Annotated in this window: 15 protein-coding genes; 3 read left to right on the top strand and 12 right to left on the bottom strand. The window is 68.9% G+C overall.

The features are described from left to right. Nucleotides 1–120: 120 nt before the first annotated feature. The 5 genes from J2126_RS06520 to paaN all read right to left on the bottom strand — a co-directional run bounded on the left by J2126_RS06520 (nt 121) and on the right by paaN (nt 7,709). Entirely contained in the window at nt 121–540 is a 420-nt protein-coding gene (locus tag J2126_RS06520) for a DUF2946 family protein (RefSeq protein ID WP_209485007.1), read from the bottom strand. 157 nt (nt 541–697) lie between these two features. Further along, entirely contained in the window at nt 698–2,731 is a 2,034-nt protein-coding gene (gene paaZ, locus J2126_RS06525) for a phenylacetic acid degradation bifunctional protein PaaZ (protein WP_209485009.1), read from the bottom strand. Beyond that, complete coding sequence (locus J2126_RS06530; protein WP_348634249.1) at nt 2,728–4,833, bottom strand: 3-hydroxyacyl-CoA dehydrogenase NAD-binding domain-containing protein; 2,106 nt, start codon at nt 4,831–4,833, stop codon at nt 2,728–2,730. Before J2126_RS06530 ends, paaZ begins: the two co-directional genes overlap by 4 nt. A 3-nt stretch (nt 4,834–4,836) precedes the next feature. Next, nucleotides 4,837–6,042 carry a 3-oxoadipyl-CoA thiolase gene (gene pcaF, locus J2126_RS06535; protein ID WP_209485011.1) on the bottom strand — a complete coding sequence of 402 codons (1,206 nt, stop codon included), beginning with the start codon at nt 6,040–6,042 and terminating at the stop codon, nt 4,837–4,839. Nucleotides 6,043–6,062: 20 nt separating this feature from the next. After that, nucleotides 6,063–7,709, bottom strand: a complete 1,647-nt coding sequence (gene paaN, locus J2126_RS06540; RefSeq protein ID WP_209485013.1) for a phenylacetic acid degradation protein PaaN — start codon at nt 7,707–7,709, stop codon at nt 6,063–6,065. Nucleotides 7,710–7,840: 131 nt separating this feature from the next. Between paaN and paaG the strand changes: the two genes are divergently transcribed. The 3 genes from paaG (at nt 7,841) to paaK (ending at nt 10,490) form a co-directional block, all read left to right on the top strand. Further along, nucleotides 7,841–8,635, top strand: a complete 795-nt coding sequence (paaG, locus tag J2126_RS06545) for a 2-(1,2-epoxy-1,2-dihydrophenyl)acetyl-CoA isomerase PaaG (protein ID WP_348634393.1) — start codon at nt 7,841–7,843, stop codon at nt 8,633–8,635. A gap of 65 nt (nt 8,636–8,700) precedes the next feature. Next, nucleotides 8,701–9,123, top strand: a complete 423-nt coding sequence (gene paaI / locus J2126_RS06550; protein WP_209489925.1) for a hydroxyphenylacetyl-CoA thioesterase PaaI — start codon at nt 8,701–8,703, stop codon at nt 9,121–9,123. Nucleotides 9,124–9,158: 35 nt separating this feature from the next. After that, nucleotides 9,159–10,490, top strand: coding sequence for a phenylacetate--CoA ligase PaaK (gene paaK / locus J2126_RS06555; protein WP_209485015.1), 1,332 nt, complete (start codon nt 9,159–9,161; stop codon nt 10,488–10,490). Between the two features lie 81 nt (nt 10,491–10,571). Here paaK and J2126_RS06560 read toward each other — a convergent pair whose 3' ends face one another. The 7 genes from J2126_RS06560 to paaX form a co-directional block, all read right to left on the bottom strand. Further along, a complete protein-coding gene (locus J2126_RS06560) occupies nt 10,572–11,327 on the bottom strand; it encodes a Phenylacetic acid catabolic protein (RefSeq protein ID WP_209485017.1) in 756 nt (251 codons plus the stop codon). Between the two features lie 11 nt (nt 11,328–11,338). Further along, nucleotides 11,339–12,415, bottom strand: a complete 1,077-nt coding sequence (paaE, locus tag J2126_RS06565; protein ID WP_209485019.1) for a 1,2-phenylacetyl-CoA epoxidase subunit PaaE — start codon at nt 12,413–12,415, stop codon at nt 11,339–11,341. Between the two features lie 28 nt (nt 12,416–12,443). After that, the gene (paaD, locus tag J2126_RS06570) at nt 12,444–12,968 is read right to left on the bottom strand and encodes a 1,2-phenylacetyl-CoA epoxidase subunit PaaD (RefSeq protein WP_209485021.1); all 525 of its coding nucleotides are present in this window, start codon (nt 12,966–12,968) and stop codon (nt 12,444–12,446) included. A 9-nt stretch (nt 12,969–12,977) separates the two neighbouring features. Further along, nucleotides 12,978–13,754, bottom strand: coding sequence for a 1,2-phenylacetyl-CoA epoxidase subunit PaaC (gene paaC / locus J2126_RS06575; RefSeq protein ID WP_209485023.1), 777 nt, complete (start codon nt 13,752–13,754; stop codon nt 12,978–12,980). Then, nucleotides 13,754–14,038 (bottom strand): 1,2-phenylacetyl-CoA epoxidase subunit PaaB, encoded by a 285-nt coding sequence (gene paaB, locus J2126_RS06580; RefSeq protein ID WP_209485025.1) that lies wholly within the window; start codon nt 14,036–14,038, stop codon nt 13,754–13,756. Before paaB ends, paaC begins: the two co-directional genes overlap by 1 nt. A 93-nt stretch (nt 14,039–14,131) precedes the next feature. Beyond that, nucleotides 14,132–15,130: a 1,2-phenylacetyl-CoA epoxidase subunit PaaA gene (paaA, locus tag J2126_RS06585; RefSeq protein WP_209485027.1), complete on the bottom strand. Its 999-nt coding sequence runs from the start codon at nt 15,128–15,130 to the stop codon at nt 14,132–14,134. Between the two features lie 221 nt (nt 15,131–15,351). Continuing rightward, nucleotides 15,352–16,218 carry a phenylacetic acid degradation operon negative regulatory protein PaaX gene (gene paaX, locus J2126_RS06590; RefSeq protein WP_209485029.1) on the bottom strand — a complete coding sequence of 289 codons (867 nt, stop codon included), beginning with the start codon at nt 16,216–16,218 and terminating at the stop codon, nt 15,352–15,354. Nucleotides 16,219–16,238 lie beyond the last annotated feature (20 nt).

Below are 16,238 nucleotides of genomic sequence, written 5' to 3' on the forward strand. Positions count from 1 at the left end.
CGTCAGTCCGGCCCGCCGATAAGGCTGGACGGATGACGTATTCCCTAACGCAAGGGAAACGGACGGGCCACGGGACAGGGCGCCAGGTCCGCGCAGCGTGGGCGGCGAGGTCTGGCGGCTTCAGGCCGAGGCAGGCGGCGCGCGCGCCCGGAAGGCGCTCAGGACATAAGCGTGATGCGCGACGGACGGCGCGCTGAAATCAAGCCGCAGCGCGCCGGTGAGCGGTGCTGCGGCCGGCACCGGAGGCGGTGGCGGCAGAGCGGGAAGATCGGCCCGCGCGAGGCAGGCCTGGCAATGGCTGTGCGCGGCCGGATCGCCGTCGTGCCCGCCGTCGGGCGTCGTCCTGTCGGAGGCGGCCGCGCCGAGGCACAGCGCTGGGTCCATCCCGATGGGCATGGAGCCGAGCGCGAAGCCCGCGAGGACGACCTGGAGAACGAGGACATAGGCGACGGCCCAGCCGGCCGCGCGCAACGCAATCCGCCCCGCGGCCCGTTCGACCGCGCGTCGCGCGAATGCGTTGATGCCCCTGCGCCCAGCCATGTGCCGCTCCTGCCACAGGAGTACCACTCATCACGGGAGTGTGTAACGGCGGAATGGGCCGCCGACCCGGCGGACGGCAGCCCTGACGCATGGTCTGCCAGGAGTGTTGCAGACTTGTCGCAGATTCACCCGCGGCAGGGGCGGCGGGTGAATCTGCTCAGACGCGGCTGCTCATGGTCAGCAATTCATAACGCGCAACGGTGTCGCCATCCTGGTTGAACACCTCCGCATCCCAGCGCACCTCGCCGTATTCGGGCTTGCGGGCGGGCTGCTTGTTCTTGACCGTCAGCCGCACGCGGATGGCATCGCCCGGCGAAACGGGCTTCAGGAAGCGGAGCGAATCGAGCCCGTAATTGGCGAGCAGCGGCCCCGGCGCCGGATCGACGAACAGGCCGGCCGCGAACGACAGGATCAGGTATCCGTGGGCCACCCGGCCGGGGAAGAAGGGGTTCGCCTTCGCCGCGTCCTCGTCCATGTGGGCATAGAAGGTGTCGCCGGTGAAATGGGCGAAATGCTCGATGTCCTCAAGCGTGATGGTGCGCGATGCCGTCTCCACCGTATCGCCCACGCTGAGGGCATCGAACTTGTGCTTGAAGGGATGCTCCGCGCTCAGCGGCGCCGGCGCGCCGGAAAGCCAGGTGCGTGTGAGGGCCGAGAGGCGGGCGGGCGAGCCCTCGATGGCGGTGCGCTGCATGTAATGGAACACGCCGCGCAGGCCGCCCATCTCCTCTCCGCCGCCGGCCCGGCCGGGGCCGCCATGGACGAGGCCGGGCAGCGGAGAGCCGTGGCCGGTGGATTCCTTGGCGCAGTCGCGGTCGATCAGCACGAGGCGTCCATGGTGGGCGGCGATGCCGAACACCAGTTCCTCCGCCACTGCCGGATCGTAGGTATAGACCGAGGCGACCAGGCTGCCCTCGCCCTTCGCCACCAGCGCGAGCGCGTCGGCGAGCGTGTCATAGCCCATCACCGTCGCGACGGGACCAAACGCCTCCACCGCGTGCGGCGCCGTGGCCGTGAGCGGCTCGGGGCAGCGGAGCAGCACCGGGGCCATGAAGGCGCCGGTGTCGACATCCCCGCCCACGGGCTCGACCTTTTCGGGATCGCCGAACACGATCTCCGCCTCAGCCGCGATCTCCTTCACCGCCTGCTGCGTGGCGGTACGCTGGGCGCGGCTGGCGAGCGGCCCCATGCGCACGTCGTCGCGGCGCGGATCGCCCACCGCGATGGTGGAAAGGCGGGCGGACAGCGCCGAGATCACGGCGCTCTCCTGCGCCTTCGGCACGATGATGCGGCGGATGGCGGTGCACTTCTGGCCCGCCTTCACCGTCATCTCGCGCACCACCTCCGCGATGAAGAGGTCGAACTCGGGCGTGCCCTCCACCGCATCCGGGCCGAGCACGGCGGCGTTCAGCGAATCCCGCTCGGCGATGAAGCGCACCGCTTTGCGCGAGACGGCCGGATGGTCACGCAACGCCTGCGAGGTCGCGGCAGAGCCGGTGAAGGAGAGCACGTCCTGCCCGGTGAGATGATCCAGCAGATCGCCCGTCGACCCGGCGACGAACTGCAGCGCGCCCGCCGGCAGGATGTTCGCCTCGATGATGAGCTTCACCACGGCCTCGGCCACGTAGGCCGTGGCGGTGGCCGGCTTGGTGATGACGGGCATGCCCGCGAGGATGGCCGGGGCCAGCTTTTCCAGCATGCCCCAGCAGGGAAAGTTGAAGGCATTCACGTGCACCGCGACGCCCTGGAGCGGGGTGAGCACATGGAGGCCGATGAAGGTGCCGTTCTTCGACAGGGCCTCCGGCGCGCCTTCCACCACGAACCGCTCGCCCGGCAGTTCGCGCCTCCCGCGGGAGGCGTAGGCGTAGAGGGTGCCGATGCCGCCGTCGATGTCGAAGAAATTGTCCCTCTTGGTGGCGCCGGTGTCGGCGGCCAGCGCATAGAGCGCCTCCTTGTGGGCGGTGAGATGGGCGCCGAGGGCCTTCAGCATGTCGGCGCGCTGATGGAAGGTGAGGCGCCGCAGCGCCGGCCCGCCCACCTCGCGCGCATGGCGCACAATGCCCGCGAAATCGAGCCCGCGGGTGGAGGCCCGCGCCACCACCCGCCCGTCGATGGCGCTCGGGATATCCACCAGTCCCGCCTCGGGCGTGAACCAGCGGTCGAGGGCGTAGCTGTCGAGGATCTTGGTCATTGGGTCCCTCCCTTGGGAGCGCCGGCCTTCTGCCAGTCTGCGAATGTCGTCCCCTCGGCGGCGAGCTGGGCGAGGAGCGGTGCGGGGTCGGAGCCGGTGCCGCCGGTGGCGTGGGCGGCTTCGACTTCGGCGAGGATGGCGGCGAGGCCGAGGGCGTCGGCGGCATGCATGGGGCCGCCCTTCAGGCGGGGGAAGCCGTAGCCGTTGACGAAGGCGAGGTCGATGTCGGACGGCCGCAGCGCGATGCCCTCTGCGAGGGCCTTGGCGCCTTCGTTCGCCATCACCGCCAGAAGCCGGAGCTGGATCTCTTCGGGGGTGAAGGATCGCGGCTGAATGCCTTTGGCGGCGCGGGCTTGCGCGATGATCTGCGTGACGGCTGGGTCGGGCGTGCGGTTGCCGTTTGCGTCGTAGGCGTACCAACCGGCCTGGGTCTTTCGGCCGAGACGCCCCGCTTCCACCAATTGATCGGCGATATCCACGTAGCGCTCGGCGGGGTCGCGCGTCGCCGCCCGGCGCTTCCTCATGGCGTAGGCGATGTCGAGGCCGGACATGTCCGACACCGCGAAGATGCCCATGGCGAAGCCGAAGGCCTCCAGCGCCGCATCCACCTGTTCGGGGCTGGCCCCGTCCTCCACCAGATATTCCGCGTGGCGCCGGTAGACCGCATAGATGCGGTTGCCGATGAAGCCGTCGCAATTGCCCGCCACCACCGGCTGCTTGCCCATCTTCTTTGCCAGCGCGAGGGCGGTCGCCAGCACATCCGGCGCGGTATGGGTGGCTTTCACCACCTCCAGCAGCTTCATGATGTTGGCCGGGGCGAAGAAGTGCAGGCCCACCACATCCTGCGGCCGGGCGGTGGCGGCGGCGATGGCATCGAGGTCGAGATAGGAGGTGTTGGTGGCGAGCACCGCGCCCGGCTTTGCCACCGCATCGAGGCGGAGGAAGATGTCGGTCTTGACGGCCATGTCCTCGAACGCGGCCTCGACGATGAGGTCGGCTTCGGACAGCGCCGCATAGTCGGATGCGGGCGCGAGGCGGGCGAGGCGCTCGGCCTTCTGCGCCTCGGTGATGCGGCTGCTCTTCACCTGCCGGGCGTAAAGCCCGTCGATGCGCGCGACGCCGGCCTGGGCGGCCTCGTCATCCCGCTCCACGAGGATCACCGGGTAACCTGCATCCAGCAGCGCCACGGCAATGCCCGCGCCCATGGTGCCGGCGCCGATGACGGCGGTCGAGGAGACCGGGCGTGCCTTCGCCCCCTCCAGCCCCGGCACCTTCACCGCCTCCCGCTCGGCGAGGAAGAGATGGCGCAGGGCTTTCGCTTCCGGGCTCTCGCGCAAGGCGAGGAACGCCGCGCGCTCGGCAGCGAGGCCGGCGGCGAAGTCGCCCGCCCGCGCGGCCTTGATGACGCGGATCGCCTCGGCGATGGCGGGCACGCCCTTGGCCCCCTTCAGCGCCTTGGCGGTCGCGGCCTCCTCCTCGCCAATATCGCCCGCCGGCACCGGCATCGCCGAGAGCCGGCGCTTCGCGACCGTCGGCGCGCGGGCGATGGCTTCGGCGAGGAGATCGCCCTCCACCACCGCATCCATGAGGCCCAGCGCCAGCGCCTCGCCGGCCTTCAGCACCCGCCCCTCGCACACCAGCGCGATGGCCTGCGCGACCCCCACCAGCCGCACCAGCCGCTGGGTCCCGCCGGCACCGGGGATGATGCCGAGCCTTGTCTCGGTGAGCCCGACCAGCGCCTTCGTCGAACCGAGCCTGAGATCGCAGGCCAGTGCGATCTCGCAGCCGCCGCCCAGCGCCGCGCCATCCAGCGCCGCGACCACGGGCTTGGTTGAGGCATCGATCGCGCCCACCACCTCGGGCAAAAACGGCTCATCCGGCGGCAGCGCCATCTCACGCAGGTCCGCCCCGGCGATGAAGCGTCCCGGACCGCCGCTCAGGACGATGGCGGAGACGGCGGGGTCGGCATCCAGCGCGCGCACCGCATCCAGCAGACCTTGACGCACGCCGCGAGACAGCGCGTTCACCGGAGCATGGTCGATCGTCACGACAGCCACAGGGCCGTGACGGGTGATGCTGATGGGAGAAGCCTGCGCGACCACCGCTCAGACTCGCTCGATGAGGGCGGCGATGCCCTGGCCGACGCCGATGCACATGGTGGCAACCGCGCGCTTGCCGCCACGCACTTCCAGCGCGCTCACCGCCGTCATGGCGAGCCGCGCGCCGGACATGCCGAGGGGATGGCCCAGCGCAATGGCGCCGCCATGGGGGTTCACGTGTTCCGCATCGTCCTTGAGGCCGAGCTGGCGCAGCACCGCCAGCGCCTGGGAGGCGAAGGCTTCATTGAGCTCGATGAGGTCGATGTCGGAGAGCGAGAGCCCGTTCTTCGCCAGCAGCTTCTGCGTCGCCGGCGCCGGGCCGATGCCCATGATGCGCGGCGGTACGCCCGCCTGCACCACGGAAATAACGCGGGCGCGCGGCGTGAGGCCGTATTTCTTCGCCGCCGCCTCCGAGGCGAGGATGAGGGCGCCCGCGCCGTCATTGACGCCAGAGGCATTGCCCGCCGTCACCGAGCCGCCCTCCTTGCGGAAGGGGGTCTTCAGCGCGGCCAGTTGCTCCAAGGTCGTGTCGCCGCGCGGATGCTCGTCGCGCTCCACCAGCACCGAGGACTTCTTGCCCTTCACCTCGATGGGCGCGATCTCGCGGGCGAAGAAACCCGCCTCCTGCGCCGCCTTCGCCCGCTGCTGGGAGCGGTACGCGAACAGATCCTGATCGGCGCGGGAAATGGCGAAGTCGGCGGCGACGTTCTCGCCGGTCTCCGGCATGGAATCGACGCCGTACTGCGCCTTCATCAGCGGGTTGATGAAGCGCCAGCCGATGGTGGTGTCGTAGATTTCCGCCTGCCGCGAGAAGGCCTCCGTGGCCTTGCCCTGCACGAAGGGCGCGCGGGTCATGCTCTCCACGCCGCCGGCGATGATGAGGTCGGCGTCGCCGGTCATGATGGCGCGGGCACCGATGCCCACGGCATCGAGGCCGGAGCCGCACAGCCGGTTCACGGTGGTGCCCGGCGCGCTCACCGGCAGGCCGGCGAGGAGCGCGGCCATGCGCGCGACGTCGCGATTGTCCTCGCCCGCCTGATTGGCGCAGCCGAGGATCACGTCGTCCACCGCCTCCCAGTCCACGCCGGGATTGCGCGCCTTGAGCACGCGGATGGGGTGGGCGGCGAGGTCGTCCGCCCGCACGTCCTTGAGAGCGCCGGCATAGCGGCCGATGGGGGTGCGCGCGAAATCGCAGATGAAGGCGTCAGCCATGATGATCTCCGAAAAAGGGCTCAGGCGGCGGCCGGACGGCGCACGCACACGACGCGGAAGCGGCCGGCGACGAAGGCCGCATCGGTGAGGCAGGCATTGCCGGCGGGATTGGCGCCGGAGACGTGGTAGTCGCTGAAGGCGGCGCTCTGGTTCACATAGATGCCGCCCGTGAGGTTCACGGAGAGCGGCACGCCAGCGCGGGCATAGGCCGGCACAGCGCGCGCAATCTCTGCGTCATCGGTGGAATAGAGGGCGGCCGTGATGGCGCCCTTTTCGCGCGCGGCGCGGGCGGCGCGGGCCACCCCATCCGCCGCATCGGCCACCGCGACGACGAAGGCGATGGGGCCGAAGCGCTCTTCGAGGTAGGCCGCCTCGGCGGCGGCCTCCACCGCCAGCAGCAGGGGCGTCGCCGTACGCGCGCCCTCCACCTGCAAGGCCGCGCTGTCGCGCACGATGCGGCCAAGGGCGCGGGCCGCCTCGATGCGGGCGAGGGTCGCCGGATTCTGGATGGCGCCCAGCACCGCCGCCGCACGGGCGGGTTCGGACAGGAGCGCATCAATGGCTGCGGCGATGCCGCCCGCCACCTCATCGAAGCTCTTGTGCCCCGCCTCGGTCTCGATGCCGCCCGCCGGCACGAAGATGACCTGCGGCGCGGTGCACATCTGCCCGCTGTAGAGCGCGAGCGAGAAGGCGATATTCTGGCACATGGGGCCGAAGGCGGGGGTGGAGGCGATGACGATGGTGTTGACGCCCGCCTCCTCGGTGAACACCAGCTTGTCCTTCACGTTCTCCCGCAGCCAGCCGCCGAACTGCGACGAGCCGGTGAAGTCCACGATGCCCACGGCCGGATGGGTCGCCAGCTCCTTGGCGATGGGCGCCTCGGCGGTGTCGGGGGCGAGCTGGATCACGTCCGGATCGAAGCCTTCTTCGCTGAGCACCTCGCGGGCGATACGCACGGTGAGGGCGAGCGGCAGGATGGCGGCGGGGTGCGGCTTCACGATCACCGCATTTCCGGTGACGAGATCGGCGAACAGCGCCGGATAGCTGTTCCAGGTGGGGAAGGTGGCGCAGCCGATGACGAGGCCGATGCCGCGCGGCACCACATGAAAGTCCTTGTCGAGGCGAATGGCGGAACGGCCCATGGGCTTTTCCCACACCACCGCGCCGGGCACGCGGGACATCTCCTCATAGGCGTAGGCGACGGCCTCCAGCCCGCGATCCTGCGCGTGGGGGCCGCCGGCCTGGAAGGCCATGGGGCCGGCCTGCCCGGTGGTGTGCTCCACCGTTTCCGCGATGAGGAAGCTCGCCTTGTTGAGGCGCACGAGGATTTCCAGCGCGATGCCCGTGCGCTGCGCGATGGAGGCAGCCGCCCATGCGGCGCCGGCTTTCTCCGCGCGGCCAATCAGATCATCCACGGTGCGGGCGCGATAGGTGATGCCGAGGGCGGGACCGAAGGGCGAGACCTCGGCGCCGATCAGGGGCGCGTCGTCGCCGGCAAGCTCGAAGGGCTGCCCCTTCAGCGCCGCAAACGCCACCTTGCCCTCGGCCGCGCCGCCTTCGGGATAGGCCTTGGGATTTTCAGGGAAGGCCGCCCAGAAGCCCCGCCCGCGCGCTGCGGCAACGGCGGATTCGAGCAGCGCGGCGTGGGCCGCGAACAGGTCAGCCATGGTCCTCTCCCTATGCCGGGACGCTGTGCGATGATGTTGACAAGCCCATCCCTTGCGCTAATGATTAACCGATCGTCCGGTTAATTCAAGAGGCTCCGAAAGAGCCCGCAAGTGGGAGGACTTAAGTGGAGGTGCACCTGAACGAAGCCGTGCTGACCGTCACGGACCATGGCGGTTGGACGGAGCTGACGCTCAACCGTCCCGACCGCCTCAATTCCTTCAACGAAGCGCTGCATGGCGCGCTTGCCGCCGCGCTCGATGCCGCCGAGGACGAGAGCTGCCGCGCGGTGCTGCTCACCGGCGCCGGCCGCGGCTTCTGCGCGGGGCAGGATCTCTCCGACCGCGCCAATGCCGAAGGCCCGCTGGACCTCGGCGCCACCATCGAGGCCTTCTACAACCCGCTCATCCGCCGCATCCGGGGCCTCCACAAGCCGGTGGTCTGCGCGGTGAACGGCGTCGCCGCCGGGGCCGGCGCCAATATCGCCTTCGCCTGCGATATCGTGCTGGCGGCGCGTTCCGCCAAATTCATCCAGGCCTTCTCGAAGATCGGCCTCGTGCCCGATTCCGGCGGCACCTATTTCCTGCCCCGCCTCATCGGCGATGCGCGGGCGCGGGCGCTGATGCTGCTGGCCGAGCCGCTCTCCGCAGAGACGGCGGCCGAATGGGGCCTCATCTGGAAGGTGATCGACGACGCCGCGCTCATGGACGAGGCCCGCGCGCTCACCGCCCGCCTCGCCACCCAGCCGACGCAGGGCCTCGCCCTCACCAAGGCCGCGCTCAACGCTTCCGGCGGTAACAGCCTCAACGACCAGCTCGACCTCGAGCGCGACCTGCAGCGCGAGGCCGGCCGCACGCCGGACTATCGCGAGGGCGTGAAGGCCTTCATGGAAAAGCGCGCGCCGAACTTCACGGGGCGCCGCTCGTGAGCGCGCCGGCCGAAATCCTTGCCGCGCCCTCCCCCGAGGAGATCGCCCGCCGCTCCGCCGACGCCATGTGGGCGACCGACCATGCGAGCCAGGGGCTCGGCATGGAGATCGTTAGCGTCGGTCCCGGCACCGCCACCCTCGCCATGACGCTGACCGAGCGCATGTGCAACGGCTTCGGCATGGGCCATGGCGGCTTCATCTTCGCTTTGGCCGACAGCGCCTTCGCCTTCGCCTGCAACACCTATGACGAGCGCACCGTCGCCCAGCACTGCTCGGTGACGTATCTGCGCCCCGGTACCCTCGGCAAGCGCCTCGTGGCGCGGGCACGCGAGGTGAGCCGCGGCGGACGCTCGGGCATTTACGATGTCGAGGTTTCGCAGGACGATGTGGTGATCGCCCAGTTCCGCGGCCATTCCCGCACCATCGGCGGGCGCATCACGCAGACGGAATCGGGGGGCACGGACGCTCCCGCAAGCAATAAATCCTGATCTCGCAGAAGATCCATCTGGAGGAGACGACCACCATGGCTCTGCCGGCACTGTCCCCGGGCCGTTCCATCGAGGGCGGCCTCGATGCCGCCGAGCGCGCCTCGCGCGACGAGATCATGTCCCTGCAGCGCGAGCGCCTCGCCTGGTCGCTGCGCCACGCCTACGAGAACGTGCCGTTCTACCGGCAGGCCTTCGACAAGGCCGGCGTCCACCCGTCCGACCTGCGCGACCTCTCGGACCTCGCCAAATTCCCCTTCACGGTGAAGACGGACCTGCGCGACCACTATCCCTTCGGCCTGTTCGCCGTGCCGAAGGAGAAGCTGGTGCGCGTGCACGGCTCCTCCGGCACCACCGGCAAGCCCATCGTGGTGGGCTACACCAAGGCCGACATCGACATGTGGGCCGACGTGATGGCCCGCTCCATCCGCGCGGCCGGCGTGCGGCCGGGCATGATGGTGCATGTGGCCTATGGCTACGGCCTGTTCACCGGGGGTCTCGGCGCCCATTACGGCGTGGAGCGGCTGGGCTGCACGGTGGTCCCCATGTCCGGCGGCATGACCGAGCGCCAGGTCCAGCTCATCCACGACTTCAAGCCCGACGCCATCATGGTGACGCCGAGCTACATGCTCGCCCTCATGGACGGCTTCGCCAAGGCCGGGCTCGACCCGCGCGAGACCTCGCTCAAGTTTGGCATCTTCGGGGCCGAGCCGTGGACCAATGCCATGCGGCAGGAGATCGAGCGCGACTTCAACCTCGACGCCACCGACATCTACGGCCTCTCGGAAGTCATCGGCCCCGGCGTCGCGCAGGAGTGCGTGGAGACCAAGGACGGCCTGCACATCTGGGAAGATCATTTCTACCCGGAGGTGATCGATCCCCTCACCGGAGAAGTGCTGCCCGATGGCTCGAAGGGTGAACTCGTTTTCACCTCGCTGACCAAGGAAGCCTTCCCCATCATCCGCTACCGCACCCGCGACCTCACCCGCCTGCTTCCGGGCACGGCGCGGCCGGGCATGCGGCGCATGGAGAAGGTGACGGGCCGCTCGGACGACATGATCATCCTGCGCGGCGTCAACGTCTTCCCGACGCAGATCGAGGAGATCCTGCTGGCGGTGGAGGCCTGCTCCGGCCACTACCAGATCGAGCTGACCCGCGACGGACGCATGGACGAGATGACCGTCCACGCCGAGATCCGCGAGGAGGTCTATGGCGAGGTGGACGTGGACGCCACCGGCAAGCGCATCCTCAAGCGCATCAAGGACACCATCGGTATCACCACGCGCATCTCAATGCACGAGCCGGGCGGCATCGAGCGTACCGCCACCGGCAAGGCCAAGCGCATCGTGGACCGCCGCCCCAAGGAGTGACGGGGAGGGCGTTCCGCCCTCCCCTGCCCCAACAAAAAGGCCCGGCGCGATGCCGGGCCTTTTTCTTGTCTGCGACCGATCTCAGTCGAGGCCGAGGGGCGCGAGGCGGTCGGAGACGATGCGCTCCCACTCCGCCAGCAGCACCTCGTTGGGCGTGTGGCGCAGGCCGAGGCGGCGGAGCGTGTCGTAGCGGGCGGAGCCGGCCACGCCGAACGTGGCGGCGACGCGCGGCCGCCAGTAGGCAAGGCTCGCCCGCGCCCCCACCCGCCCGACCTCGGTCGCGGCGATGTGCTCCAGCCCTTCGAGCCCCAGCTCCGCATGGCGGGCCTCGCGCGGGGCGATCTCGCGGAACACCTCGGCCAGTGGCGCGTAGGACACCCGCGACAATTCGGAAAGCTGCACGCCGGAGGCCAGGCCCATGAGCACGTTCATGGCCACGGCATCCGTCCATCCCGTGATGGGATAGTGAAAGACGGAGAGGCGCATGTCGGCGCCATGCCGCGCGGTGCCGAGATCGGCATCGCGGTCGATCCGCGCCGCCCAATCGTGCTGCGCCTCATAGCGGCCGGTATCGGTGCCGAAGGCGGCCATCAGGCCCAGGACGCGCTCGGCATGGTCCGCCTTCTCCAGCGTGATGCGGCTCGCCGCGATGCGCGCCTTGATGCCGGGCGCGAAATTGATGGAGGCGGCGAAGCCCGCCGAGCCCGCGAGCTGGCTGTCCACGAAGGAGGACATCAGCCGCAACAGCTCGCCGCGATAGCGCGGCGGCACGTTGTCGGGCGAGGAGAGAACGCCGCCCTGGGCCAGATAATCGTCGATGGCGATCACGTCGGACATGTCTTTCCCCCTCACTCGTCGTAGGTGACGACGAGTTTTTCGGTGAGCGGGAAGCACTGGCAGGTGAGCACGTAGCCGGCGCGCACCTCGTAATCCTCCAGCGCATGGTTGACCGCCATTTCCACCTCGCCCTCCACCACCTTGGCGCGGCAGGTGGAGCACACGCCCGCCTTGCAGGCGTAGGGCGCATCGAGACTGGCGGCGAGCGCGGCGTCGAGCAGGCTCTGGCCCTCACGCGGCATGTGGAAGGTGCGGGTTGCGCCGTCCAGCGTTACGGTCGCGGTGGTGCCGGCGCCGTTGGCGGCGACGTTCGCGGACACCGCCTTGGCCTTCGCCCGGCCCGGCTGGCCGGAGGCGAACAGCTCGAACTTGATCTGCGCGTCACTCAGCCCGTGTTCGCGCAACGCGGCGGCGATGGCCAGCATCATGGGCTCGGGGCCGCAGATGAAGGCGGTGTCCACCGACTTCGCGTCGATCCAGTGCCTGAAAAGACCTTCCATCTTCTCGGCGTCGACGCGGCCGGTGAACAGGTCGATCTCCTGCGCCTCGCTCTCCAGCACGTGCAGCACCGAGAGGCGGCCGAGATAGAGGTTCTTCAGGTCCTCCAGCTCCTCGCGGAACATGATGGAGCTGATCTGCCGGTTGGCATAGACGAGGGTGAAACGGGACCTGGGCTCGCGCGCCAGCACCGTCTTGATGATGGACAGAAGCGGCGTGATGCCCGAGCCACCGGCGAAGCCGAGATAGTGGCGGTCCAGCTCCGGAGCGAGCGGCACGAAGAATTTGCCCATGGGCGGCATGGCTTCGAGCATGTCGCCGGGGGCCAGGTTCTCGTTGGCCCAGGTGGAGAAGGCGCCACCCTCCACCCTCTTGATGCCAACCTTCAGGCAGCCCTCATCCTTGCCGGCGCAGATGGAATAGCTTCGGCGCAGCTCCTCTCCGTCGAAGTCGCGGCGGAAGGTGAGATACTGGCCCTGCGTGAAGTCGAACGCCTCGGCGTCCTCGGGGCGAGGCTTGAGGGTGACGACGACGGCATCGCGCGTCTCGCGCCGCACGTCGACGACCTCCAGGGAATGAAACCGTGCCATGCGGCGCTCCTCGGGATTTCTTTAATTTTCAGATGCACTTGAAGTAGTCGAACGGCTCCAGGCACGCGCGGCAGCGGTAGCTGGCCTTGCAGGCGGTGGAGCCGAACTGGCTCACCTTCTCCGTCTGCGTCGAGCCACAGCGCGGACAGGCGACCGTGAGGTTGGAGCCGGAGGTGAGCCGGCGCGCGAGCGCCAGCGAGCGGCCATCCGCGGCTGTGTCGTCCACCGGCGGCGCAATGCCGTAGGCGCGGAGCTTCTCGCGGCCCTCGGCGCTCATCCAATCGGTGGTCCAGGGCGGCGAGAGCCGACGCTCCAGCCGCACCTTGGCGACGCCGCGCGCGTTCAGCTCGCGCGCGATGTCGAGATTGATGATGCCCGTCGCAGGGCAACCGGAATAAGTGGGCGTGACGGTGACGATGAGGGTGTCGTCGTCCCACGCCACTTCGCGGACGATGCCGAGATCGACCAGCGAGAGCACCGGGATTTCCGGGTCCGGCACCTGCGACAGCCAGTGCCAGACCTCGTCAAGGGACGGCAAGGTGGCGGTCGCCATGATCGCCCCCTACCAGGTCGCGCCGGGATAGGCGCGCTGCAGGAACTGCATGTCGGCGAGGATGAAACCGAGATGCTCGGTGTGCACGCCGCGCCGGCCGCCTTTGTGGACGTAAGATGAGGTCGGCGCCTTCAGCGTCGCCTCGCGCAGCACCTCGGAGACGATGGCCTCCCACTCCGGCTTGAGGCTTGCCGGATCGGGCGCGATGCCGGCTTCCGCGACGAGCCGGTCGGTGTCGTCCGAGACGAACAGCTCGCCAGCATAGGACCAGAGATCGTCGAGGGCGCGCTGCATCCGCTTGTGGCTCTCGTCCGTGCCGTCGCCGAGGCGGATCACGAGGTCGCTGGAGCGCTCCAGGTGATAGGCCGCCTCCTTCACCGCCTTGGCGGCGATCTCCGCGACGCGCGGGTCCGCCGATTTGGTCAGCGCCGTCAGCATCACGTGGTGCCACGCATCAAACAGGAACTGGCGCATCAGCGTCTGGCCGAAGTCGCCGTTGGGGCGCTCCACCAGCAGGCAATTGCGGAAGGCCGCGGCGTCGCGCAGGAAGGCGAGCGCATCGGCATTGCGGCCCTTGCCCTCCACCTCGCCGGCGAGGCCGAGCCAGAGCTGGGTCTGGCCGATGAGGTCCAGCGCGGTGTTGGCGAGGGCGATGTCCTCTTCCAGCACCGGCGCGTGGCCGCACCATTCGGATACGCGATGGCCGAGGATGAGAGTATTGTCCCCCATCCGGGTGAGAAACTCGAAGAGGGCGGCGCGATCGACCGCGATCTCGGCGCTGGCCATCACATGTGCCCCACTTCTTCGGGAATCTCAAAGAAGGTCGGGTGGCGGTAGACCTTGGAGTTGGACGGCTCGAACAGCGGCCCCTTGTCCGAGGGGCTGGAGGCGGTGATGTCTACCGATTTCACCACCCAGATGGAGACGCCCTCGTTGCGGCGGGTATAGACGTCCCGCGCATTCTTGATGGCCAGCTCCGCGTCGGGCGCGTGCAGGCTGCCCACATGGCGATGGTTGAGGCCGTGCTGGCCACGGATGAACACTTCCCACAAGGGCCATTCGCTGGACATGGTTATTCCTCCCGTTCCGGGCCGGACGGCAGCGCCGTCCGGAAGATGTGCTGTTGTTATGGTTCGCCCTGACCGGCGATTACTTTAGCGCTGCTATTCCGCGGCCACCCGGGCGGCGGCGCGGCGTGACTCGGTCTTTTCGGCGTGGGCGAGGAGGCCGTCGCGGAACCATGCGCCGTCTTCCCAGGCCTTCACGCGGGCGCCCAGCCGCTCCTTGTTGCAGGGGCCGTTGCCGGCGATCACCTCGAAGAATTCGGACCAGTCCGGCTCGGAGAAGTCGTAGCCCTTCTTCTCCTCGTTCCACTTCAGGTTCGGATCTGGGATCTTGAGGCCGAGATATTCCGCCTGCGGCACGGTCTGGTCCACGAACTTCTGACGAAGCTCGTCATTGGTGTTGATCTTGATCTTCCATGCCATGGACTGGGCGGAATGCACCGAATCCTTGTCGGAGGGACCGAACATCATGAGGGCGGGATACCAGAAGCGGTCGAGCGCATCTTGCGCCATGGCCTTCTGCTCGGCGGTGCCCTGCGCCATCTTCATCATGATGTCGTAGCCCTGCCGCTGGTGGAAGCTCTCCTCCTTGCAGATGCGGATCATCGCGCGGGCGTAGGGGCCGTAGGAGGTCTTCTGCAGCTGCACCTGGTTCATGATGGCCGCGCCATCCACCAGCCAGCCCACCGCGCCGATGTCGGCCCAGTTGAGGGTGGGATAGTTGAAGATGGACGAATACTTCATGCTGCCGTCGTGCAGCTTGGCAAGCAGCTGGTCGCGGCTGACGCCCAAGGTCTCGGCGGCGCAATAGAGGTAGAGACCGTGGCCGGCCTCGTCCTGCACCTTGGCGAGCAGGATGGCCTTGCGCTCCAGCGTGGGGGCGCGGGTGATCCAGTTGCCCTCGGGCAATTGGCCGACGATCTCGGAATGGGCGTGCTGGCCGACCTGGCGGATCAGCGTCTTGCGGTAGCCCTCCGGCATCCACTCCTTCGGCTCGATCTTCTCGCCCCGGTCGATGCGCTCCTGGAAGGCGCGCTCCTGCGGCGAAAGCTCGGCGGCGGACTTCATGCCCTCGGACTTCACGAGCTGTGCGTACATGCTGTGTCCTCCCCGTAAGACCTGTTGGATCGGCCGTCTCATGCGCGGCTTCGGGCGGCGGTGAAGTAGGCGCTCCGGCCGCTGCCGCCGGTCCTGGCAGGCAGCATTCTGCCCACTGTCCGGCACCTTGCGAGGGTTTATATATTACAAAAAATCGTATTGCAAGTTATTCTCGTAACATTTCCGAACAGGCGAGATCGCCGCGCGGCAGAGTATGGGCCTTATGCCTTGAAACGGTTGGAGATTTTTGGATCCGCAGGCAGCGGCGCGCCGTCCTCGCCCACGGCGTTCTCATTGAGCCAGCGCTCGGAGCCATCCACCAGCCGGCCATAGATGTCGGCGCATACCGCACGGGCGGCAAGACCGGGCCAGTCCTGCGGCAGGATGGCGGGCGGCAGGATGGGATCGCGCAGCACAATGCGCCGGTAATCGTGGATGAGCAGCACGCGCGCGACCATCGCCTCCAGGTCGGTCAACCCGGCGCCGGCCTGAAGTTCCGCCGCCAGCGGCTCGAAGGTCGCGATGAAATGGCGATAGGCCTCGGCTGTCTGCTCAAGCGGCCACGCGCGGGCGGCGAGCGCGCGCTGTTCCTCCGCGCTGCCGGAGACATCGAGCCGCAATGCGGAGGCCGCCTCCTCCGGAACACCGGTGCCGGCCGGCGCCACGAAGACGCCGGGCAGCGGCATGCCGAAGCCGGCCGCCTCCAGCGCCGCGCGCGCCCCCTCGCGGGCGCCGGTCTCGATGAGCAGCATGTCGAAATGCCCATGCCACTCGGGCGGGCGGTGGCGGTAGATGTGCTCGGTGGCGCGGGCGAAGGTGTCGCTGCCCTTTTCGGCGAGGCGGTAGAAGCTGTTGCGGCCCACCCGGGTGCGCATCAGCCAGCCGTCCGCCGCGAGCCGCGACATGGCGGTGCGCACCACCCCGTCGGCCACATCGAGCCCGCGGAAGAAGGCGAGCAGCGTGCCGAGCCACACCGAGCCGCCGCGCGGCACGATGGCGTCGCCATAGATGGTGACGATGATGGACCAGGTGCGCGAGGGTTCGGCGCGGACATGATCGAGGATGAGGTCGAGGGCGCGGCGCGACATGGCCGTTCCTTAAAGGGTTT

Origin of the sequence: Xanthobacter flavus, from assembly GCF_017875275.1 — a bacterium.
GTDB lineage: Bacteria > Pseudomonadota > Alphaproteobacteria > Rhizobiales > Xanthobacteraceae > Xanthobacter > Xanthobacter flavus_A.